Origin of the sequence: Aeromonas sp. 600724, assembly GCF_049175135.1 — a bacterium.
GTDB lineage: Bacteria > Pseudomonadota > Gammaproteobacteria > Enterobacterales > Aeromonadaceae > Aeromonas > Aeromonas veronii_A.
Window position 1 is genome coordinate 136,205 of record NZ_JAAKUM010000006.1, and the last position, 22,764, is coordinate 158,968.

The following is a 22,764-nucleotide window of genomic DNA, read 5'->3' on the forward strand; positions in this document are numbered from 1 at the left end:
GAACATGAGTGACCTGACCCTGGCCCAGTGGCAACACAAGGCCGCCCATCTGACCCTGCCCTCACAAGCCTTTATCAACGGTAGCTATCGGGATGCCGTCAATGGTGCCACCTTCGACTGTATCAACCCGGCCAACGGCAAGCTGCTGACCAAGGTAGCAGCCTGCGATGCCGCCGATGCCGAGCTGGCGGTACAGGCCGCGCGTGATGCCTTCAACGACAAGCGCTGGAGCGGCCTGCCGCCGAAACAGCGCAAGCTGATCATGCAGCGCTTCGCCGAACTGATGCGTCTCAACAAGGTGGAGCTGGCACTGCTGGAGTCGCTGGACATGGGCAAACCCATCGGCGATGCCATGGGCTACGATGCCCCTGCCGCCGCCAACTGCATCGCCTGGAACGCCGAAGCGATCGACAAGATCTACGATCAAGTCGCGCCGGTCGAGGAATCCGCCCTGGCGCTGGTGACCCGGGAACCGCTCGGGGTCGTTGCCGCCATCGTGCCGTGGAACTTCCCGCTGGTGATGGCCTGCTGGAAGCTGGGGCCGGCGCTCGCTACCGGCAACTCGGTCATTCTCAAACCTTCCGAAAAGTCCCCCCTGACCGCCTTGCGTATCGCAGGTCTGGCCAAGGAGGCAGGCATTCCTGACGGCGTGTTCAACGTACTCCCGGGCTTTGGCCATACCGTGGGCGAGGCGCTGGCCATGCACATGGATGTGGATTGCATCACCTTCACCGGATCCACCAAAATCGGCAAGCACCTGGTGGAGTGTTCCGGCAAGTCCAACCTCAAGCGCGCCTTTATGGAGTGCGGCGGCAAGAGCCCCAACATCATACTGGCGGATGCGCTGGACCTGGATGCCGCGGCCAAGAGCGCCGCTGGCGCCATCTTCTACAACCAGGGCGAGGTGTGTACCGCCGCCTCTCGCCTGCTGGTGCAAAACAGCATCAAGCCGCAATTTATGGAGCGACTGCTGGCCCATGCCCGCGAGTGGATCTCGGCCAACCCGCTCGACCCTGCGACCCGCATCGGCGCCATTGTGGATCACATCCAGATGGAGCAGGTGCTGCGCTATGTCGAGATTGGCAAGCAGGAGGGAGCCAAGCTACTGCTGGGAGGCAAACGCACCAATCTTGAGAGCGGCGGCTTCTATATCGAGCCCACCATCTTCGACGAGGTGACACCAAAGATGCGGATCTTCCGCGAGGAGATTTTCGGCCCTGTGCTGGCAGTGACCGGTTTCGACACGCTCGAAGAGGCCATTGCACTGGGCAACGACACCGACTACGGGCTGGCAGCAGCGATCTGGACCGCGGATCTCAACAAGGCGGTGAAGGGTTCCCGCGCCCTGCGTGCTGGCACCGTATTCGTCAACAACTGGGATGGCGGCGACATGACCATGCCGTTTGGTGGCTTCAAGCAGTCTGGTAACGGTCGTGACAAGTCGCTGCACGCGCTGGAGAAGTACACCGAGCTGAAAAGTACCTGGATCCAGCTCGAATAAAGGTATAAATAGCCATCATCATCAGCAATGGGGGAGAAATCCCCCCTTTTGCATTTTGGTCTTCCATCAGGCGGCACAATCGATATAATCATCAAATAAGCAAACCATTAAATATAAAGACAAAAATGCTATTTTTTCTGGGAAGCGTACTTTTTCTGGTGATCGGGTTGCCCCTGCTGTTTTTCGTGCTGGGGCACGGCGAGGCCTACGTGACCTGGGGCCCCTGGATCTCCGCCATCGCCCTGATGTTGTGGCTGTTGATGGACGTCGACAAGATCCGTCGCGGCAAAGGCTGACCAGCTTCCAACCGTATTCTCAAACTTCGTTTATTCGCTTCTTTCCTCGATAAAGGATCGCTACACTGATTTTTTGCGATGTTTTCCCGCATCCAACGCATCAGTAAAGGTCATCCGCATGCCGCAACAGATCCAGCGCCAGGGCGTCATCTACGCCCTGTGCGCCTATACCCTTTGGGGCATAGCCCCCATCTATTTCAAGACCATCTCTGCCGTCCCGGCCGCTGAAATTCTGACCCACAGGATGATCTGGTCCTGCGTGCTGCTGATGGTGCTCACCCTGGCTGGCCGCCAGTGGCACAAGGTGCAGGCAGTGCTGCGTCAGCCAAAAGTGCTGCTCACCCTGGCGTTTACCTCGGTCACCGTTGGCGGCAACTGGCTGCTGTTTATCTGGGCCATCAACAACGGCCACATGCTGGATGCCAGCCTCGGCTACTACATCAACCCGCTGTTCAACGTGCTGCTGGGGATGGTGTTTCTGAGCGAGAAACTGCGCCGCCTGCAGTGGTGGGCGGTGGCGCTGGCCTTTGCCGGGGTGACGATCCAGCTTATCGCCTTTGGCTCCCTGCCCTGGATTGCACTGGTGTTGGCATCGAGCTTCGCCATCTATGGCCTGGTGCGCAAAAAACTGGCCCTCGATGCACTTACCGGTCTGCTGATCGAAACCATGATCATGCTGCCACCGGCAGCAATCTATCTGTGGGGCATTGCCGACAGCCCCACCAGCCATCTCACCCAGAACGACTGGCACCTCAACCTGCTGCTGATCGCTGCTGGCGCCGTCACCACAGCCCCTCTGCTCTGCTTCACCGCCGCCGCGACACGGCTCAAGCTCTCCACCCTGGGCTTCTTCCAGTACATAGGCCCCAGCCTGATGTTCATCCTCGCTGTCACTCTCTACGGCGAGGAGCTGGCAATGGACAAGGCTCTTACTTTCGCCTGTATCTGGAGCGCGCTGCTGATCTTCACGCTGGATGGGCTGCGCAACGGCAAGCGTCCTGCTGCAACGAGCAATATAAAGCCTTCAAAATCAAATCAGTAGCTAACAAAGTCATCAGAAGCGATATGCCATTTTCTCGCCCCCTGACCTGTTAAACCGGTAGCCTTGGACTCAATGTGGGAATAGGATCCGCACTCCCTATTCTCCATCCAGCTATAAGGAATTACAGCTATGACTCGAAAATGGTCGCTCCCCATCGTGGCAATCGCGGGGGGAGCGTTACTCTGGCTTGGCAACACCTTTGGTATGAAATGGGCCCTGATGGCCCTGATCGGATTCGGCTTTGGCTTCACCCTCTCCTTCAGCCGCTTCGGCATCGTGTTCGGTTGGCGCGAAATGCTGACCAAGCGCAACAGTTACTATGTGCGGGTTCACCTGCTCACCATCGCCATCGAAATTCTGCTGTTCACCACCTTCCTCTCCTTTAGTCACGCCCTGTTTGGCGATGCCATGGTGGGCAACGTGATGGCTATCGGCATTCCCTTCATCGTCGGTGCCTTCCTGTTCGGCATCGGCATGCAGCTGGCAGGCGTCTGTGCCACCGGCACTCTTTATTGCTGCGGCGAGGGACAACCCCGCTTCTGGCTGGTGCTGATCTGCTACGGCATCGGCACCCTTATCAGCAACCAGTTCCGCCCCGAACTGGAGGCCACCTTCTCCAGCCATGTGGTGCTGGCCAAGGATTTGACCGGCAATATCTGGAGCGGCATGCTGCTCAACCTGGCGCTGGTCGCCGCGCTATTCCTACTGTTTCGCAACAGTGAACTCAAGCGTACCGGCGAACTCAAGCCCCTCTTCAGCGGCGGCAATCTGTTCTGGCGCGATGGCCGCTTCACCGTGCTGACCGGCGGCATCATCATCGCCCTGCTCAACTCGTCCGTGGTCGCTCTGCACGGCTCGGCCTGGACCATCACCGGCGCCGTCTATGACATGGCGCTGCGTAGTGCCTCCCTGTTTGGCCTGTTCGAGGGCAACCCCAAGCTGGCCCAGCCGCTCTTTATCAACCCCATGGTCGGCATGTTCTGGCTCGGTATTCTGGGGGCCATGCTGGCGCGCTGTTTGAGCGGTGGCGGCAACTTCGCCCCGATGCGACTCGGCAACAGTCTGGCCTCCATCATTGGCGGCCTGTTGATGGGGATGGGCGCCATGTACGCCGCCTGCAACCTCGGCGGCTTCTTCGATGGCACCGCCTCTGGCAGCCTGCACGGCTGGGTCTGGATGCTGATGGCCCTCGCCGGCAGCCTGATCGGTATTCGCCTGCGCCCGCTGTTCAAGCTCTAAGCCACAGGCCGGTACTCGCCAACAAGGGAGTCAGGTCACACCAAATAAAGAGAGCCAGTCCGCTTGCGCGGGCTGGCTCTCTTTTTTCTCTCGCGCCGGGATCACACCGGCCCGTCAGCTAGCACGTCATCAGAACCACTGGCCGTGGCGCTTGATGTAGATGCTCTTGACGGTCTGGGTCAGCCCCATGTAGGCCAGCATGGTGATCACCAGCCACATGAAGTACTTGGGCCCATCCAGAGTGATGAAGCCGAAGTGCTCAGCCACCGGCGAGAAGGGCAGGTAACAGCCGATAGCAATGGCGATCGAGGTGGAGAGCAGCACCGGCAGGGTAGCGGTACTCTGCAGGAACGGGATCTTGCGGGTACGCAGCATATGTACCACCAGCGTCTGCGACACCAGCCCCTCGATAAACCAGCCGGAGTTCATGATGGCCTGACCGTTGACCAGCGGATCCATGCTGCCGTTGGCGGTGGCATAGAGGGCACCGGCACCGAACACGAACCACATCAGGCAGTAGGTGCTGATATCGAACACCGACGAGGTCGGGCCAAGCCAGAGCATGAAGCGCTTGATGTTGCTCGCCTCCCACTTGCGCGGCCGCTTGAGAAACTCGGGGTCCATCTTGTCCCACGGCAGCAGCATCTGGGAGACGTCATACACCAGGTTCTGGATCAGCATCTGCATCGCCAGCATGGGTGCCCATGGCAACCAGGCGGAGGCGACCAGCACCGAAAAGACGTTGCCGAAGTTGGAGCTGGCGGTCATGTTGAGGTACTTGAGAATGTTGCCAAAGGTCTCGCGCCCCTTGATCACCCCCTCCTCCAGCACCATCAGACTCTTCTCCAGCAGGATGATGTCGGCAGTCTCCTTGGCAATGTCGGCACCGCTATCCACCGAGATCCCCACGTCCGCATCCCGCAGCGCCGGCGCGTCATTGATGCCGTCACCGAGGAAACCGACGGTGTTGCCGTTGGCCTGCAGCGCCTTCACCACCCGCGACTTCTGCAGCGGGGTGAGCTTGGCGAAGATGGTAGTCTGCTTGACCACCTCGCACAGCGCCACGTCATCCATTCCTTCGATATCCTTGCCGAGCAGCGGTAAGCCGGGCTCCAGCCCTACGTCACGACACACCTTGCTGGTGATGATGGGATTGTCACCGGTCAGCACCTTGACCGCCACACCATAGTCGTTCAGCGCACGGATGGCCGGTGCGGCCGAATCCTTGGGCGGATCGAAGAAGGTGAGGAAGCCGCGCACCACCAGATTGACCTCATCACTGGTACGATAGCTCTGCTTGCACTCGCCTGCCGGGATCTCGCGGGTCGCCACGATCAGTACCCGATAGCCCTCGGCATTGAACTCCTCGCTCTGGCGCAGCAGGGCAAGGCGATCGGCGTCGGTCAGATCCCGCACATCCTGGCCATCGGCGATCTGGCTGGAGACGGCCAGCATCTCTTCCACCGCCCCCTTGGAGACCATCAGCTGCTGGCCACGCTCATCCTGTACGATCACCGATAGCCGGCGGCGCACGAAGTCGAATGGCAACTCATCCACCTTGCTGTAACCAGCCGGCTTGCAGCCAGCTCCCAGCACATCGGCATGCTCGATCACCGCGATGTCCATCAGGTTCTTCATGCCGCTCTGATGATAACTGTTGAGCCAGGCCAGCTGCAGGATCCGGTCGTCCCGGTTGCCACGCACGTCGTAGTGGTGCTCGAGGATGATCTTGTCCTGGGTCAGGGTACCTGTCTTGTCGGTGCAGAGCACGTCCATGGCACCGAAGTTCTGCACCGAGTTGAGCCGTTTGACCACCACCTTGCGCTTGGCCATGGCCACCGCCCCTCGCGCCAGGTTGGCGGAGACGATCATCGGCAGCATCTCGGGGGTGAGCCCTACCGCCACCGCCAGCGCGAAGGTGAGCGCCGACATCCAGTCACCACTGCTGATGCCACTCAGCATAAAGACGATGGGCACCATCACCAGCATGAAGCGGATCAGCAGCCTGGTAACGCTATTGACGCCGCGATCGAAACTGGTCTCGATGCGCTTGTGGCTCACCACGTTGCGGGCCAGCGAACCGAAGTAGGTGTCGCTGCCGGTGGCCACCACCACAGCCTTGGCTGTACCGCTCACCACATTGGTGCCCATGAAGCAGATGTTGGGCTGGTCGAGCAACCCCACGTCCCCTGTGCTGTTGCCGTCTGCCGACTTCTCGGCCACTGCGCCCAGGGTGTCGTACTTCTCCACCGGCAACGCTTCACCGGTCAGCACCGCCTGGCTGATAAAGAGATCGCGGGATTCGATCAGCTTGATGTCAGCGGGGATCATGTCCCCCGCCTGCAAGTGCACTATGTCTCCGGCCACCAGCTCGGTCATTGCCACCTCCTTGCGCTGGGGGGTGGCGCCCGGCGAGGGACGACGCTGTACGGTGGCGGTATTGCGCACCAGCGACTTGAGCGCCTCGGCCGCCTTGGCGGAACGGTACTCCTGCCAGAAGCGCAGCAGACCGCTCAAGCCCACCATGACACCGAGGATGATCACCTTGACCCAGTCCTCGTCGCCGGGCTCAGCCATCAGTACGTCCATCACGTAACTGACCAGCCCGAGCACGATCAGCACCATCACGAAGGGGTTCTTGAACGCGTGCAGCAGCTGGATCAATGGATGAGGCGGTTTGTCGTGGGTCACCTCGTTGGGGCCAAACTGGACCAGACGGTTGGCCGCCTCGGTCGCGGTCAGGCCGTCGATATTGCCGCGCACGGCAGTGAGGGTGTATTCGAGGGACTTGTCGGCCTCGTCGAGCACCCGGGAGGAGAGCTTCTCATTGGCACGGCCCGGGGCGACGAACCCCTGTTGCTTGTGCCGGCTGGCAGTATGTTGTTGCTTCATAACTTTAAATCCTGATTTTCGCTTGCAGAAGGGCCCTGTCGCGGGCCAGGCCAGGCGTCAGTACTGATATCGAAAGCTGTGAACCCGACTCGTTGCCGGCACGCTCAACTGGCGCGCACGGGGCGGCTCGTCAGACAAATGTCTGCCGTCGAGCTAACCTGCATGGTTGGGTCAGATCAGGGGTCAGAACACCGCATCCCGTCCCCGCAGGGGGGATCAGGAGTGGGGAGACGTGAACCCCGAGGGTCGAGGTTTGGGCTCTTCGGTCATACGATATCCTCCGAGTGGGGTGGAGAGAGGGCCGGACGAACCATGGACAGCGATACACACTGTCGTTGGCAGGCATGGCCGCGAGTCTGCATTATCAGCGGACCAATCCGGTGATCCCGCAACTAGAGCGGCATCACCCATAAAGAAAATCAGGATTACGACAGTTTGAAATAACTGGATGCGGGCAGGAAATAGTATCAGTGATATCTGGCGGGTAAGAACATCGGAGAAAACCACGCCTATAGAAATATTACAGCGCGACCCTTGCCACCGCCGAAATATATTAATCAATCACATCATTTATTTTAATGTGCAACCTGCCATATCGAAAACGAAATAGTTTTCAATATGAGATTATCCATCTTGTTATTTTACGCTTGATCCCTTCCCGACCACGGCACGGATGCATGGTTCCGACGCTGTGACGGCCCTGACGGGCAGTACCGGGATGCATGATGAAGCGTTCAATTGCAGAGGTCGCGAGGCGCGCATGGCTCGCATGGCTCGCATGGCTCGCATGGCTCGCAGATGAGCGGAACGATCCAGATTTACAACCGTAATCCCTGATGAAGGCGGGATAAAGAGGTTGTGAGAGTCGATGCTGACTCATATAGATGCTGCACTCTATGCTTGTGATTCGAGCAATCAGAGTGAGAGAGAAGATAAAATATTCGGCCTCAGCTCTGGTAAACCCGCATCGCGATTTGCAATCGGCTACAACTGTCGCAGTCCATAATATTTACCTGTCTATTGATAACACGCAGAGATTCTAACCAAAAGAATCTTCAGGCGCAAAGTTTAATTCTATTTTTTTATCCTGTAATTTCCTGGAAATATAATAACTATTCCTATTAGGAAAAGATTCGATAACTCATGATGTTGGCAAATCAGGTCTGCACCACCATCCGATCACGCTGACCATAGAAAACGGGAGGCCTGGCCTCCCGTTCTTCTCGAATCCCATCTCTAGCCGCAGCATCACTGCGCCGGCTGGGAAACCCCCTCCAGATGGATTTCAACCCGACGATCCGGTGCCAGACAGGCAATCAGCTCCTGTTTGGAACGGCTGGCGCAGTTGTTGCCAGTAACCGGATTGGCCTTGCCACGCCCTTCGACCCGCACCTTGTCAGCATACAAGCCTTTGGCTACCAGATAGCTGGCCACGCTCTGGGCCCGCTTCTCGGAGAGGGCCAGGTTGTAGTTGTCGGAGCCGATGCGGTCGGTATAACCGACCACGGTCGCGACGCCATCCTTCGGATTGGCCGCCACAATCTGGCTGAACAGGGCATCGAGCGCCTGGCTGGCGGCAGGTTTCAGGGTCGCCTTGTTGAACTCGAACAGCACATCGGAACTAAGGCTGAAGGTCTTGGGCTCCACCACCACAGCCGGGGCAGGCTCGGCTGCCGGAGCTGGCGCCGGCACAGCAACCTCACCACCTTGCTGACCGAAACGATAGAGCATGCCGAACGAGATCAGGCCGTTATCCAGCTCGATGCCTGAGCGATCGAGAGAGGCATCTCCCAGCGGCGTAGTGTACTGGTACTCCAGACGGGCGGCCCAGTCACGATCGATGGCGTACTCGGCACCCAGCGCCCCGACAAATGCGGCGCCATACTTTTTACCGGTCTCGCTGCTATTGGCGAAGCTGATCTCGCTATCCGTCCAGGCATAGGCACCGCCGAGCCGGCCATAAAGATCGAGCACATTCGTTGCCGGGAAGCTGATCTTCATGGTGGCCTGAATCATCTGGCTCTTGGCTTCGGTATTGAGGGTATTGGCGCCGGTGCCCGAGGTGGTGTCGTATTTGCCAAGCCAGTCATAACCCAGCTCGAACCCCAGGTTGGGGTTGAGCTGGTAACCGGCGAACAGACCCAGACCCAGATCATCCGTGTTCTCGCTGGTATTACCCAACGTCTGGGCAATCGACTCGGCATACTGGTTGTGGTCAACGCCATAGTAATTGGACCAACCGGCCTTGCCACCGACATACCAGGTATTGTCCTGAGCAGCGGCCTGCACGGCTCCGGCCGCCAGCAAACCACTGACCAATACGGCAAGCATGGATTTATTCATATTTTCGCCTCTGCAATAAGTCGTTATGGGCGCCTGAGTGCGCACTCTTCCCTGTGTGAAGCCGTCAGGCGGCCTCTCCGCTATTCAGGGTATCCCATCCGAACGCAGCCTCAAATGACCAGCATCTCAGGAGTGTGAAGCGGCCTGCATTATCGCGCCATCGTCGGCCAAAATGGTCTTTGCCAGCATTCTGGCCTGCTCCAACGCCAGTGGCTGCTGATAGCTGTGAGCCATCACGATCGCCCCCTCCAGCAACAGGCAAAGCTCGGTGGCCTGTGCCAGAGAACAGTTGAGCTGGTTTATCACCCAGCCCAATAACGCCTGCTTGTGGGCCATCACCAGCTTGCGCACCGGATGGCGTGGGTCGGCAAACTCGGCGCTGGCGTTGATAAAGTTGCAGCCATAGAAATCAGAGCGGCCAAACCACGCCGCGAAACCATCGAACAGCGCCTGGAGGCGAGCTTCACGTCCGCTCACACCGGCCAGCCGCTGGTCAAGCAAGGCGAAGAACTCCCGGTCACGAGCGAGCAGCACCTCCTCAATCAAGGCATCCTTGGTCGGGAAGTGGCGATAGAGGGTGCGCTTGGTACTCCCCGCCTCGGCCCAGATGCGATCTATGCCGGTGGCATGAAAGCCATGACGGTTGAACAGACGGTAGGCCGTCGCCACCAGTTGTTGACGCTTCTCACTCATGATTTGCCTCTTGAAGTACACCGATCTGTCTACCTAATGTGCCTAATCAGTTCTGGCAAACCAAGAGGAAAGCATGATGACAAAATGGTATGGCCCGTTATGGGCAGGTGTGGGCGCCGCACTCACCATCGGCATATTGGGATGGCTCAATCTGAGCTGGCATGTCGCGCTAGTCATGGCACCTTTCGGGGCCAGCTGTGTGTTGTTGTTTTCCCTGCCAGATAGTCCGCTGGCGCGCCCCAAAAACGTGCTGGGTGGACACCTGCTGACGGCCTGCGTCGGACTGGTCATCGGCCTGCTTCCCCTCCCTGCTGAAATGCAGATGGCTCTGGCAACCGGGCTGGCCATCGCCCTGATGCAGGGACTGAATATTCTTCACCCTCCGGCGGGCGCCAATCCCTTGCTGATCCTGATGACAGGACAAGAGCCAGCCTTCCTGTGGCAAACGGTGCTGCCCGGCACCCTGCTGCTGATGGCACTGGCCCATGGATTTCAATGGCTCAGACAGAAGTTCCCAATTGCAGCCTAAAAACAGAGGGAGGACAACAAAACAGAGGGAGGACAACGCCTCCCTCCTGCTTCATCGCGATCCCGCCATCAACTAGCCAGGAATAGCCGGTAGGCGGGGTCGTCGCTCACCTCTTTCCAGCCGTAGCCAATCTCGCGCAGGTAGTCGTGGAAGGCTGCCACGTCTTCATCCGGCAGCTCGAAGGCGCAGAGCACGCGGCCGTAGTCGGCACCGTGGTTACGGTAGTGGAACAGGCTGATGTTCCAGCGACAACCCAGTGTCTCGAGGAAGCGCATCAGGGCGCCAGGCTGCTCCGGAAACTTGAAGCTGTAGAGACGCTCACCAAGGGGCCGGGCCGGGCGGCCGCCAATCATGTAGCGCACATGATTCTTGGCCAGCTCGCTCTCGGTCATGTTGACCACTGGATAGCCGTTGCCACCGAGCTGATCGATGATCTGGCCGAGCTCTTCGTCACCGCCGGTGAGGCGCACCGAAACGAACAGCGACGCCTGTTCGGCATCGGCGTAGCGATAGTTGAACTCGGTCACCATGCGGGGGCCAAGCTGACGACAGAAGTCGAGGAAGGCCCCCTTGCGCTCGGGGATGGTCACCGCCAGCATGCCCTCGCGCTTCTCGCCGATCTCGCAGCGCTCCGACACGTAGCGCAGGCTGTGGAAGTTAACGTTGGCGCCGGAGAGAATGGCCGCCATCCGCCCCCCTTTGACCTGCTCCCGCTCGCTGTAGGCCTTGAGGCCCGCCAGCGAGAGGGCGCCCGACGGCTCGGCGATGGCGCGGCAGTCGTCGAAGATGTCTTTCAGTGCGGCGCAGATCTGGTCGTTGGAGACGGTCACCACCTCGTCCAGATACTGGTTGCACAGGCGGAAGGTCTCCTCGCCGATGCGCTTGACCGCCACCCCGTCCGCAAACAGCGAGACCCGCTCCAGATTGACCGGCTCGCCGGCCGCCAGCGCGGCCTTGAGACAGGCAGACCCTTCAGCCTCCACCCCGATCACCTTCACATCCGGCAGCAGTTGCTTGATATAGACCGCCACCCCGGCGGCCAACCCACCGCCGCCCACCGGCACAAAGACGTGAGTGAGGTGGGTATCCTGCTCCAGCAACTCCTTGCCGATGGTGCCCTGCCCGGCGATCACCTCGACGTCGTCAAACGGCGGGATCAGGGTGTAACCCTCCAGCTCGGAGAGGCGGCGGCTCTCGCCGTAGGCCTCGTCGAAACTGTTGCCAAACAGCATGACGTTGCCGCCCTGCCGGCGCACCGCGTCGATCTTGATATCCGGCGTGGTCTTGGGCATCACGATGATCGCCTTGATGCCGAGCTTGGCGGCCGACAGGGCGACCCCCTGTGCGTGGTTGCCAGCAGAGGCGGCGATAACGCCGCGCGCCTTCTGCTCCTCGGTCAGGGTGGCGATCTTGTGATAGGCGCCGCGCAGCTTGAAGGAGTGGACCGGTTGCAGATCCTCCCGCTTCAGGCTGACATGGTTGCCGAGCCGCTCGGAAAGTTTCTTCAGGGTTTGCAGGGGGGTCACCCGCGCCGCCTCATAGACGGGGGAGAGCAACACCTTGCGTAGATAATCCGCCGCAGAGACCATGGTTTATTCCCCCAACAGGGTGCGATCACGCACCGCGCCCTTGTCGGCGCTGGTGGCGAACATGGCGTAGGCGCGCAGGGCAAAGGAGACCTGACGCTGACGATCGAGCGGCTTCCAGCCACGGGCTTCCACGGCGACACGGCGGGCGGCCAGCACGCTGTCGGCCACCTCCAGCACCATGCTGCGAGCCGGGATGTTGATGCTGATGATGTCGCCATCCTCCACCAGACCTATGGTGCCGCCGGAAGCGGCCTCCGGCGATACGTGGCCGATGGAGAGGCCCGATGTGCCGCCGGAGAAGCGGCCATCGGTGATCAGGGCACACGCCTTGCCGAGTCCCATGGATTTCAGATAGGTGGTTGGGTAGAGCATCTCCTGCATACCGGGGCCCCCTTTCGGCCCTTCATAGCGGATCACCACCACCTCGCCCGCTTTCACGGTGCCGTCGAGGATGCCGTTCACCGCGCTCTCCTGACTCTCGAATACCCGGGCCGGGCCACGGAAGGTGAGGTTCTCCTCATCCACCCCGGCGGTCTTGACGATGGCGCCGTTGACCGCGAGGTTACCGGAGAGCACCGCCAGACCACCCTCTTGGCTGTAGGCGTTGTCCAGCGAGCGGATGCACCCTTCGGCTCTGTCCAGATCCAGCTCCGGCCAGCGACAATCCTGACTGAACGCCTTGGTGGTACGGATGCCGGCAGGGCCTGCGCGGTAGAAGTCCACCACCTCCTGACTCGGCTGGCGGCTGACATCATATTCATTGAGCTGTTCGACGAGGGAGCAACCCAGCACGGTACGGGTATCCCCATGCACCAGACCCGCTTTTTCCAGCTGGCCCAGAATGGCGACCACGCCACCGGCGCGGTGCACATCTTCCATATGGTACTTCTGGGTGGAGGGCGCCACCTTGCAGAGCTGCGGCACCTTGCGGGACATGCGGTCGATGTCGGCCATGGTGAAGTCGACACCGGCCTCCTGCGCCGCCGCCAGCAGGTGCAGCACGGTATTGGTGGAGCCACCCATGGCGATGTCGAGCGCCATGGCGTTCTCGAACGCCGCCTTGGTGGCGATATTGCGCGGCAGTGCCGAGGCATCGTCCTGCTCATACCAGCGCTTGGCCAAAGTCACGATGCGCTGACCCGCCAGCTTGAACAGTTGCTCGCGGTCGCTGTGGGTCGCCAGCAGCGAGCCGTTGCCCGGCTGGGAGAGGCCAAGCGCCTCGGTCAGGCAGTTCATGGAGTTGGCGGTAAACATGCCGGAGCAGGAGCCGCAGGTGGGGCAGGCACTGCGCTCCACCTGTTCGCTCTGGGCGTCCGACACCTTGGGGTCGGCACCCTGGATCATGGCGTCCACCAGATCCAGCTTGATGATCTGGTCGGAGAGCTTGGTCTTGCCCGCTTCCATCGGGCCGCCGGAGACGAAGATCACCGGAATGTTGATGCGCAGGGCCGCCATCAGCATCCCCGGGGTGATCTTGTCGCAGTTGGAAATACAGACCATGGCGTCGGCGCAGTGGGCGTTGACCATATACTCCACCGAATCGGCAATCAGCTCCCGCGATGGCAGGGAGTAGAGCATGCCACCGTGGCCCATGGCGATGCCGTCATCCACGGCGATGGTGTTGAACTCCTTGGCCACCCCGCCAGCGGCTTCAATCTCGCGCGCCACCAGTTGCCCCAAGTCCTTGAGATGCACGTGGCCCGGCACGAACTGGGTAAAGGAGTTGACCACGGCGATGATGGGCTTGCCGAAATCCTGATCGGTCATTCCGGTGGCACGCCACAGGGCGCGGGCCCCGGCCATGTTACGTCCGTGGGTGGTGGTGGCGGATCTCAACTTCGGCATGTCTCTACTCCCTGAATGCCCATATGGGCTCGATGCGTTATGCGGTGATGATACGAGTGGATCGGAATCGATCCTGGTGAAGACTCCTATGGGAAGCACTCACCGGAAGCGACTCGGGGAGGCTCCGCGCCTCCCCTCTCTCATCAGTCGTTGACGGGTGTCAGCCAACCCCACTTGTCCTCGGTCTGGCCGTTGAACAGACCGAAGAAGGCATTCTGCAGCTGCTCTGTCACCGGGCCACGGCTGCCAGCGCCCACCGTCATCCGATCGACGGAGCGCACCGGGGTCACCTCGGCGGCGGTCCCGGTCATAAAGATTTCGTCTGCGACGTACAGCGCCTCACGGGGCAGCGCCTGCTCGCGCACCTCGTAACCCAAGTCACGCGCCAGCGTCATGATGGTGTCACGGGTAATGCCGGGCAGGATGGCGGCGGTAGCAGGTGGAGTGAAGAGTACGCCGTTCTTCACCAGGAACAGGTTCTCACCCGCCCCTTCGCTCAGGTAGCCATTCACGTCCAGCGCCAGCCCCTCGGCGAAGCCGTTGCGCTTGGCCTCGCGGCTGATCAGCTGGGATGACAAATAGTTGCCGCCCGCCTTGGCGCCGGTGGGAATGGTGTTGGGCGCGAGCCGGTTCCATGAGGTGACGCACACATCCACCCCGTTTTTCAGCCCCTCTTCCCCCAGATAGGCGCCCCAGGGCAGGGCAGCCACTATCAGATCAGCCTTGGCATCCAGCGGCGGATGCAGCCCCAGCCCCACGTTGCCGACAAAGGCCAGCGGGCGCAGGTAGCCGCTCTTCAGGCCGTTCTCGCGCACCACGGTGCGGCAGGCTTCATTCACTTCGGACTCGCTGTAGGGGACGTCCATCCAGTAGATTTTGGCGGAGTCGAACAGGCGGCGAGTATGCTCCTGCAGACGGAAGATGCAGGTGCCTTTGGGGGTATCGTAGGCTCGTACCCCCTCGAACACCGAGGAGCCGTAGTGCAGGGCGTGGCTCATCACGTGCACCTGGGCATCCTGCCAGGGCACCAGTTTGCCGTTGAACCAGATGTATTGCGGGTGAGTGGCAGATTGGGAAGGCTGTGACATTGGCTTGGCTCCTTAAGCTCTGATCCGGGGTTGCTGTTCCAGTGCATCGACCCGGGAGACGTCCACCAGCTTCACCAGCTGGCTCCACAACTGCTGGATGGGACGCACCGACTCGACAGTAACCGTGATCCGCAGCTGTTGGCAATCCTGCTCCATATTCAAGGCGCAGAGATTGAAGCCGCGGTGACGCACCACCCGCAGCACCCGCTCCATCACTTCCGGTCTGGGCTGGGCGTGGATATGCAGGGTGTGTTGTGCAAATGCTGGCTGGGCAAGGGTGTGCGGGTTCATGGGCGTTGCTCCATCATCTGGTGGTTGGCGACTCCCGGCGGAACCAGGGGCCAGACGTTTTCTTCCTCTGAAATAGCCACATGCAGCAAGTAGGCACTCTCGCTTGCCAGCAGGCGATCGAGGGCGCCGGCTATCTGCTCCTTGCATGTGATGGTTTCGCCGGGGATGCCGAAGGCGGCAGCCAGGGCGACGAAATCGGGGTTGTCGGAAAGGATGGTCTCGCTGTAGCGGCCGTCGAAGAATAGCTCCTGCCACTGGCGCACCATGCCGAGGCGCTGGTTGTCCAGCAGCACCATCTTCACCTTGAGTTGGGCGCGGCGGATGGTGCCAAGCTCCTGCACGTTCATCATGAAAGAGCCGTCGCCGCTCACCAGCACCACTTCATCATTGGGGCGCGACATCTTGGCCCCGATGGCGGCCGGCAGACCGAAGCCCATGGTGCCGAGACCGGCGCTGGAGAGGTGGTTGCGCGGACTGGTGAAGCGCATGTGCTGGGCCACCCACATCTGGTGCTGACCCACGTCGCAGGCGACCACGCTGCTCTCCGGCAACCTAGCGGAGAGCTGCTTGAGCAAAGCCGGAGCGTAGATGGCATGACCGGGATGGTCGTAGCGAAAGGCATATTCGCGGGCCATGGCGGCGCAGTGCTCACGCCAGGGGGCGATGTCGAGAGTCATGGCGAAGCGCGGCAGCACCTGTTTGAGATCCGTGGTGATACCCACCTCGGCGGCGCGGCGCTTGCCGAACTCGGCAGCATCCACATCGAGATGGATCACCTTGGCTTCGGGGGCGAACTCCTCCAGCTTGCCGGTCACCCGATCATCGAAACGGGCGCCCACCACCAGCAGCAGATCGCACTGCTGCACCGCGTAGTTGGCGGCCTTGGTGCCGTGCATGCCGAGCATGCCCAGATAAACGGCGCTATCGGGGTCGAGCGCGCCAATCCCCTTGAGGGTGGTGACCGCAGGCATGCCGGTTGCGGCGGCAAAGTCACGCAACTGCTGCTCGGCATTGGCCATACCCACCCCGCCACCGACGTAAAGCACCGGACGCTCGGCGGCAGCCAGCAGGGTGCGGGCCGCGGCCAGATCCGAGGGATTGAGCACCTCCGGCTCTTCCACCGCAAACAGCGGGCTCTGGGGAGGCACTGCGGCCAGCTGCACATCCTTGGGCAGGTCGATCAGCACAGGCCCGGGGCGCCCTTCGGTGGCGATGGCGAAAGCTTCTGCCAGCACCCGCCCCAGATCAGCGGCATCGGTCACCATAAAGGAGTGCTTGGTACAGGAGAGGGACATGCCGAGCACGTCGACCTCCTGAAACGCATCGGTGCCGATGGCGGAACAGGGCACCTGACCGCTGATGGCCACCAGAGGCACCGAATCGAGCAGCGCCTCCGCCAGACCGGTCACCAGATTGGTGGCGCCGGGGCCGGAGGTGGCGATGCAGACTCCCACCTGACCGGAGGCGCGGGCATAACCCACCGCCGCCATGGCGGCACCCTGCTCGTGGCGACAGAGCTGATGGGCCAGACCACCGTCATACAGGGCATCGTAGACCGGCATGATGGCCCCGCCCGGGTAACCAAACACCTGGGTCACACCCTGTTTTTTGAGAGCCTGTACCAAAAACTGCGCGCCGTTCATGTGGAAAATCCTGTCCTTTGGTCGAAAAAAAACCCCCGGGCTGTGAGGCTCGGGGGTCGCTTGTTTCGTTCTGTCCGGTGGTGGGTCTATCCCTTGTTCCGTGCAGCTAAACGAGCCCCGAGCGGTGAGATAATAATCACCACTAGGACCACAATAATGCTGACGAAACGGGAGGCCATGTTCATAGTTACAACCGGAAATCCTGTGAAATTGGGGCGGTTTCTACCGCGAATGGCTATTAGAACTAGCACGGTGATTTTTATTGGGCAAGCCTTTTTTCTGTGACAACCCACTGATTTTGGCTATTCCCCAGCCGGAACTCTGGAATAAAAAACCAACAACAAGCAGTTAGTCAGAACATATATCAACTCAAGGACGGGATTTATGTCATTAGCTGTGGTTTATAGCCGTGCCAGCCTCGGGATCGCGGCCCCGCAAGTTACAGTGGAAGTTCACCTCTCCAACGGCCTGCCTGCCTTCAACATGGTCGGCCTGCCGGAAACCTCGGTGAAGGAGTCGCGAGACCGGGTGCGCAGCGCCCTGCTCAACGGCAATTTCGAGTTCCCGAGCAAACACATCACAGTCAATCTGGCTCCCGCCGATCTACCCAAGGAGGGGGGCCGCTTCGATCTGGCCATCGCCATCGGCATTCTCGCTGCTTCCAAGCAGATACCGGCAAAATACCTGCTCGATCATGAATTTTTGGGGGAGTTGGCCCTGACCGGCGAAATTCGCCCCGTGCTCGGGGTGCTGCCCGCCGTGCTCGCCTGCCGGGATGCGGGGCGCACTCTGCTGGTACCGCGGGAGAACGGCCCCGAAGCGTCCCTCATTCAGGATGCCGAAGTGCGCACCGCCCATCAGCTGCTGGCCGTCACAGCTTGGCTGGCAGGCCAGTACGAACTGCCGCTGCCGGATCCCCAAAGCGCGGAGAGCCTGCCCAATGTGCCGGACCTGCAGGATGTGATCGGCCAGTCACAGGCCAAGCGGGCGCTGGAGATCGCCGCCGCCGGCAGCCACAACCTGCTGTTCATCGGCCCGCCCGGCACCGGCAAGAGCATGCTGGCGAGCCGATTGCCCGGCATTCTGCCGCCGCTCAGCGAGCAGGAGGCGCAGCAGACCGCCGCCATCCACTCCATCGGCGGCCTCACTCCGCGCGCCGGTCACTGGCACCACAGACCCTATCGCACGCCCCACCACAGTGCCTCCGCAGTAGCGCTGGTGGGCGGCGGCAGCCACCCAAGGCCCGGCGAAATATCGTTGGCCCACAACGGGGTGCTGTTTCTCGACGAGCTGCCCGAATTCGAGCGCAAGGTGCTCGACTCCCTGCGCGAGCCACTGGAGACGGGGCACATCACCATCAGCCGGGCCGCCCGCCAGGTGGATTTTCCCGCCCGCTTCCAGCTGGTCGGCGCCATGAATCCCAGCCCCTGTGGCCACTATGGCGACGGCCAGACCCGCTCCAGCCCGGATCAGATCTTGCGCTACCTCGGCAAGCTCTCCGGCCCCTTTCTCGACCGCTTCGATCTGACTGTGGAAGTGCCACTACTACCCAAGGGGAGCCTGACCGGCAAGGCGGAGCGGGGGGAGTCGAGCCAGCAGATCCGCGATCGGGTACTGGTGGCACGGGAGCGCATGCTGAGTCGCAACGGCAAGCTCAACAACCTGCTGGATAGCCGTGAGATAGAGGATATTTGCCGCCTATCACCGCAAGATGCCGAATTTTTGGAGAACGCCATCCAGAAGCTGGGGCTCAGCATCCGGGCCTGGCATCGCATCCTGCGGGTGTCACGCACCATCGCCGATCTGGCCGGGCAACCCGCCATCGGCAAGGAGCATCTTATCGAGGCGCTCGGTTATCGCGCCATGGACCGGCTGCTGTCGCGACTGCGCAGCAGCTGACAGAAGGGAAAGGGTGAGTCCAACCCCGTAACGGCTCTGAATGGTCTCACGGGCAATCGGCTGATATTATGGCCACAGATCTGACCACTTGATGGCCCTTTATCGACAGCAAGACGGACCCGACTCATGCCCAACAAGCTGACAGAGCGACTGCGCGGCAGCCTCTCCACCCTGCTCTATTTTTTCAACACCCTCTTCTGGTTTGTCCCCATCTTTTCGCTGGGTCTGCTCAAGCTCCTGCTCCCCCTCAAGGGATGGCGCACCCTCTGCAACTGGCTGCTGGATGGCTGTGCCAGCTGCTGGATCGGTTTCAACAATCTGATCCAGAAAACCATCATAAAAACCCCTTTCGAGGTGGTCGGAGTGGACAAAGGGCGCCGGAATGAGTGGTATATGGTGATTGCCAACCATCAATCCTGGGTCGACATACTGGTACTGCAGCGGGTTTTTAACCAAAAAATCCCCTTCCTGAAGTTTTTCCTCAAGAAAGAGCTGATTTGGGTACCTTTTCTCGGTCTGGCATGGTGGGCGCTCGACTTCCCCTTCATGCGGCGATATTCCAGGAAATTTCTGGAAAAGCATCCCCATCTGAAGGGAAAAGACATAGAAACAACCCGTAAAGCCTGTGCCAGGTTCCGCCACATTCCGGTGAGTGTGATGAACTTCGTCGAAGGCACCCGCTTCACCAAGGGCAAACATCAGAAGCAGGGTTCGCCCTATCGTCACCTGCTCCACCCGAAAGCAGGCGGCATCGCCTTTACCCTGGCAGCCATGGGTGACCAGTTGCATCAACTGGTGGATGTCACCATCGCCTATCCGGACGGCATTCCCAGCTACTGGGACTTCATGTGTGGCCGGGTCGGGCAAATCAAGGTTCAGGTCCGCTATTTGCCGATCGACCGCAAGCTGGTGGGGGATTACTTCAATGACCCCGAGTTCCAACAAGAGTTTCAACAGTGGTTGAACGGGATCTGGCACGAAAAGGACCAGACCCTGAGCCAACTGCTGGCAACCAAGGCGCAGTAAACATTCATGCTATCCCTGCTTCCCGGCCCGCTGGTGCTGATCATCAGCGCGGGCCTGACCATCCTTTTCACCGCCTTGTGCGCCAGTCTGATCCTGCTGGTGTCGCTGGCCAAACTGTTGCTGCCGATCCCGGCCTTTAGCCGCGCCTGCAGCCGGCTCAACAACCGCTTCATGCGCCTGTGGCTGGCCTGCAATGCGCTGGTGATCCGCCTCACTACCCGCATTGACTGGCAGGTGGAGGACAACACCCGACTGCGCAAGGATGGCTGGTATCTCATCATCAGCAACCATATGAGCTGGACCGATATCGTGGTGCTCGGTCACCTGTTCAGGGATAGGTTGCCGGTGCCCAAGTTCTTTATGAAGCACGAGCTCATCTACATCCCGCTGCTGGGGCTCGCCTGCTGGGGGCTCGATATGCCCTTTATGCGCCGCTACTCACGGGAGTTTTTGCTGAAGAACCCGCACCTGCGCGGCAAGGATATCGAGACCACCCGCAACGCCTGCGAGAAGTTTCGCCACATCCCCACTACCGTCATCAACTTCGTGGAAGGGACCCGCTTCACCGAGCAGAAACGGGACGCATCACGCTCCCGCTATCGTCACCTGATGCCGCCCAAGGCGGCGGGGCTGGCCTTCACGCTGGCCGCCATGGGCGAACAGTTCGACAGCCTGATCAACGTCACCATCCGCTATCCGGACAACGCCGAGACTCCGTTCAAGGACTTCCTGATGGGGCGGGTAAAACGCATTCAGGTGCGGATTGAGGAGCTGCCGGTGAATGAACAGCTGATAGGAGATTACTTCAACGACAAGCAGTTCAAACGCGGTTTTCAGGAGTGGCTAAACCAGCGCTGGCAGGAGAAGGACGAGGTGCTGGAGGGGTGGCAGAGCGGTCAGTCACCGCTGCCGGTTGCCGCCAAATCCGGGGAGGAATCCAAAGAAAGCGCAGAAGCCAACTCGGCCAACTGATCTTCGGAAAAGACTGCAATCCCGTGGCGGCGCAGCAGAGCAGTGGTCTTGCCCTCGCCCGCCACAGAAACACCTTCGAAGCGGCCGTTATAGATACGGCCGCTGCCACATGAGGGGCTCCCCTCTTTCAGCAAGGCGAAGCGAATGCCCTGCGCCTGACAGAGCGCGAGGGTCAGCTCGGCGCCGCGATCAAACTCGGCGGTCACATCCATCCCGCTCGCCGTCACTACGCGCTCGCCCTGTCGCTCGGCAGGGGGGCGTGGGGTCGGCAAACCGCCCGCCACTTCGGGGCAAAACGCCAGCACCCGTCCTTCGGCTCCCAGCGCACTCAGCCAGTCGCTGACGATCCCCTTGCTCTGACCGTCGTAACGCACCGGCTGACCCAGCAGGCAGGCACTCACCAGCACCTTGTGCACACCGGTCTCACTCATGCTTCCGCTCCGTGCATCACCTGATCGAACATCACGCAGCAGGGGCTCTCCAGCCGGTAGAGGATGGCAGGACGCTGTTTGCCGGTGCGCTTGCGGCCGGTATCTACCAGAATGTCGGCGCGATGGATCCGCTTGCGAAATGCCGCCGTATTCATGGGTGTTTGCAGGATGATTTCGAAGGCGCGCTGCACCTCGGAGAGGGTGAACTCGGGCCCCAGCAGTTGCAGCGGCAGGGTGCTGTAGCGGCTCTTGATCCGCAGCCGCTCCAGTCCCTTGGCGATAAGCTGGACATGGTCGAAGGCGAGGCTCAGCCCCGGCAGGTTGGCGAGCGGATGCCAGCAACCGTGGATCGCCTCCACTTCCGGATCCACCAGACAGAGATAGACCAGGGTCGTGGACCAGCCGCGGGGATCCCGCTCCAGATTGCCGAGAGTGCAGACCTGCTCGCTGTAGCAGTGACCAAGCCCCCACTCCGCCAGTAGACGGCGCTGGGCGGCATCGAGATCCCGATCCCGGGTCTCGTCGATGCGCAGCGCCGGCAGTTGCCAGCAATGGGCAAAGGGGGGGCGATCGCGGGTCTCGAGCAGCAGCTCGAGCCGCTCCTCATGCAACCGCAGCACCACCATATCCAGACTCATTCTCAGCATGCCGATCGCCCTGCTCGCCTTCCATTAATGTTTGGTAGATAATATCACACGAATAGTATGTGCAGGAGCCAATCATGGGAACCGTCGCCAGCCTGGATATTGATGCGCAGAAGGGCTTTACCCCCCTCTGCCCGAACGAACTGCCCGTCGCGGGCGGTGATGATATTGTGGCTGCGCTCAACGCTCAGGCCACCCTCGCCACGCTGCGGATCGGCAGCAAGGACTCTCACCCTGCCAATGCCGACTGGGCCGTCTCTGACCCCGCTGGCATGCTGCTGCCGCTGGATCTGCCCAACGCCGACCTCACCTGGCCGGTGCACTGCGTACCGGGCAGCAAGGGCTTCGAGCTGCTCGACGGCCTGCCCGCTCCCATCGACTATGACTTCTTCGTCTGGAAGGGGGTCGAACCGGATCTCCATCCCTACGGCACCTGCTTCCACGACCTGGCCGAACGGCGCAGCACCGGACTCATCGAATTCCTGCAAGCCCGCAAGGTCGATACCGTACTGGTCGGCGGCCTCGCCACCGACTACTGTGTCAAAACCAGCGTGCTGCAACTGCGCCGCGCCGGTTTCCGGGTAATCGTCCATCTCGATGCCTGCCGTGGCATTGCACCCGCGACGGTTGCCAGCGCCCACACCCAGATGATCGAGGCTGGCGCCGAACTGGCCCAGACCCTGATCGATGTACAACGCCTGCTGGACGCCTGATATGCCCCTCATCCTCACCAGCCTGTCCGATAGCGGCGCCTGCAATTTACCTATGCAACTGGCGTTCGCCCGCCTGCGGGGAGCCTGA

General features: G+C 60.8%; 19 protein-coding genes. 9 read left to right on the forward strand and 10 right to left on the reverse strand.

Going from position 1 to position 22,764, the window contains the following annotated elements:
- Nucleotides 1-4 precede the first annotated feature (4 nt).
- From G5168_RS07695 to G5168_RS07710, 4 genes are all read left to right on the forward strand, one after another.
- Entirely contained in the window at nucleotides 5-1,501 is a 1,497-nt protein-coding gene (locus G5168_RS07695) for an aldehyde dehydrogenase (RefSeq protein ID WP_421252046.1), read from the forward strand.
- Nucleotides 1,502-1,626: 125 nt separating this feature from the next.
- Nucleotides 1,627-1,797 carry a hypothetical protein gene (locus tag G5168_RS07700; RefSeq protein ID WP_005341999.1) on the forward strand — a complete coding sequence of 57 codons (171 nt, stop codon included), beginning with the start codon at nucleotides 1,627-1,629 and terminating at the stop codon, nucleotides 1,795-1,797.
- A gap of 118 nt (nucleotides 1,798-1,915) precedes the next feature.
- A complete protein-coding gene (gene rarD, locus G5168_RS07705) occupies nucleotides 1,916-2,839 on the forward strand; it encodes an EamA family transporter RarD (protein ID WP_216952315.1) in 924 nt (307 codons plus the stop codon).
- A gap of 129 nt (nucleotides 2,840-2,968) precedes the next feature.
- Entirely contained in the window at nucleotides 2,969-4,078 is a 1,110-nt protein-coding gene (locus G5168_RS07710; protein WP_421252047.1) for a YeeE/YedE thiosulfate transporter family protein, read from the forward strand.
- 129 nt (nucleotides 4,079-4,207) lie between these two features.
- On the opposite strand, the gene mgtA is transcribed toward G5168_RS07710, so the two are convergent.
- From mgtA to G5168_RS07725, 3 genes are all read right to left on the reverse strand, one after another.
- A complete protein-coding gene (mgtA, locus tag G5168_RS07715) occupies nucleotides 4,208-6,970 on the reverse strand; it encodes a magnesium-translocating P-type ATPase (protein WP_421252048.1) in 2,763 nt (920 codons plus the stop codon).
- Nucleotides 6,971-8,218: 1,248 nt separating this feature from the next.
- A complete protein-coding gene (gene ompA / locus G5168_RS07720) occupies nucleotides 8,219-9,313 on the reverse strand; it encodes a porin OmpA (protein ID WP_421252049.1) in 1,095 nt (364 codons plus the stop codon).
- Between the two features lie 126 nt (nucleotides 9,314-9,439).
- Nucleotides 9,440-10,006, reverse strand: coding sequence for a TetR/AcrR family transcriptional regulator (locus tag G5168_RS07725; protein WP_182963048.1), 567 nt, complete (start codon nucleotides 10,004-10,006; stop codon nucleotides 9,440-9,442).
- A gap of 76 nt (nucleotides 10,007-10,082) precedes the next feature.
- Here G5168_RS07725 and G5168_RS07730 point away from each other — a divergent pair, with 76 nt between their 5' ends.
- Entirely contained in the window at nucleotides 10,083-10,535 is a 453-nt protein-coding gene (locus G5168_RS07730) for an HPP family protein (RefSeq protein WP_227342965.1), read from the forward strand.
- 68 nt (nucleotides 10,536-10,603) lie between these two features.
- On the opposite strand, the gene ilvA is transcribed toward G5168_RS07730, so the two are convergent.
- The 5 genes from ilvA to ilvG form a co-directional block, all read right to left on the reverse strand.
- Complete coding sequence (gene ilvA, locus G5168_RS07735) at nucleotides 10,604-12,124, reverse strand: threonine ammonia-lyase, biosynthetic (protein WP_167570662.1); 1,521 nt, start codon at nucleotides 12,122-12,124, stop codon at nucleotides 10,604-10,606.
- A 3-nt stretch (nucleotides 12,125-12,127) separates the two neighbouring features.
- Complete coding sequence (ilvD, locus tag G5168_RS07740) at nucleotides 12,128-13,969, reverse strand: dihydroxy-acid dehydratase (RefSeq protein ID WP_041209479.1); 1,842 nt, start codon at nucleotides 13,967-13,969, stop codon at nucleotides 12,128-12,130.
- 143 nt (nucleotides 13,970-14,112) lie between these two features.
- Entirely contained in the window at nucleotides 14,113-15,057 is a 945-nt protein-coding gene (locus G5168_RS07745; protein ID WP_227341748.1) for a branched-chain amino acid transaminase, read from the reverse strand.
- Nucleotides 15,058-15,069: 12 nt separating this feature from the next.
- The gene (gene ilvM, locus G5168_RS07750; protein WP_005342011.1) at nucleotides 15,070-15,348 is read right to left on the reverse strand and encodes an acetolactate synthase 2 small subunit; all 279 of its coding nucleotides are present in this window, start codon (nucleotides 15,346-15,348) and stop codon (nucleotides 15,070-15,072) included.
- Nucleotides 15,345-16,991 carry an acetolactate synthase 2 catalytic subunit gene (gene ilvG, locus G5168_RS07755; protein WP_227341747.1) on the reverse strand — a complete coding sequence of 549 codons (1,647 nt, stop codon included), beginning with the start codon at nucleotides 16,989-16,991 and terminating at the stop codon, nucleotides 15,345-15,347. The genes ilvM and ilvG overlap by 4 nt, the downstream gene beginning before the upstream one ends.
- Before the next feature lie 384 nt (nucleotides 16,992-17,375).
- On the opposite strand from ilvG, the gene G5168_RS07760 reads away from it, so the two are divergent.
- The 3 genes from G5168_RS07760 (at nucleotide 17,376) to G5168_RS07770 (ending at nucleotide 20,888) form a co-directional block, all read left to right on the forward strand.
- Complete coding sequence (locus G5168_RS07760) at nucleotides 17,376-18,890, forward strand: YifB family Mg chelatase-like AAA ATPase (protein WP_227341746.1); 1,515 nt, start codon at nucleotides 17,376-17,378, stop codon at nucleotides 18,888-18,890.
- Between the two features lie 126 nt (nucleotides 18,891-19,016).
- A complete protein-coding gene (locus G5168_RS07765) occupies nucleotides 19,017-19,916 on the forward strand; it encodes an acyltransferase (RefSeq protein WP_005339610.1) in 900 nt (299 codons plus the stop codon).
- A 6-nt stretch (nucleotides 19,917-19,922) separates the two neighbouring features.
- Entirely contained in the window at nucleotides 19,923-20,888 is a 966-nt protein-coding gene (locus G5168_RS07770) for an acyltransferase (RefSeq protein WP_227341745.1), read from the forward strand.
- Here G5168_RS07770 and G5168_RS07775 read toward each other — a convergent pair.
- The gene (locus G5168_RS07775) at nucleotides 20,813-21,319 is read right to left on the reverse strand and encodes a DUF523 domain-containing protein (protein ID WP_227341744.1); all 507 of its coding nucleotides are present in this window, start codon (nucleotides 21,317-21,319) and stop codon (nucleotides 20,813-20,815) included. The genes G5168_RS07770 and G5168_RS07775 overlap by 76 nt on opposite strands.
- Nucleotides 21,316-21,966 carry an NUDIX hydrolase gene (locus G5168_RS07780; RefSeq protein ID WP_005339607.1) on the reverse strand — a complete coding sequence of 217 codons (651 nt, stop codon included), beginning with the start codon at nucleotides 21,964-21,966 and terminating at the stop codon, nucleotides 21,316-21,318. Before G5168_RS07780 ends, G5168_RS07775 begins: the two co-directional genes overlap by 4 nt.
- A gap of 74 nt (nucleotides 21,967-22,040) precedes the next feature.
- Here G5168_RS07780 and G5168_RS07785 point away from each other — a divergent pair, with 74 nt between their 5' ends.
- Nucleotides 22,041-22,676 (forward strand): nicotinamidase, encoded by a 636-nt coding sequence (locus tag G5168_RS07785; RefSeq protein WP_005357452.1) that lies wholly within the window; start codon nucleotides 22,041-22,043, stop codon nucleotides 22,674-22,676.
- The last annotated feature ends 88 nt before the right edge of the window (nucleotides 22,677-22,764 follow it).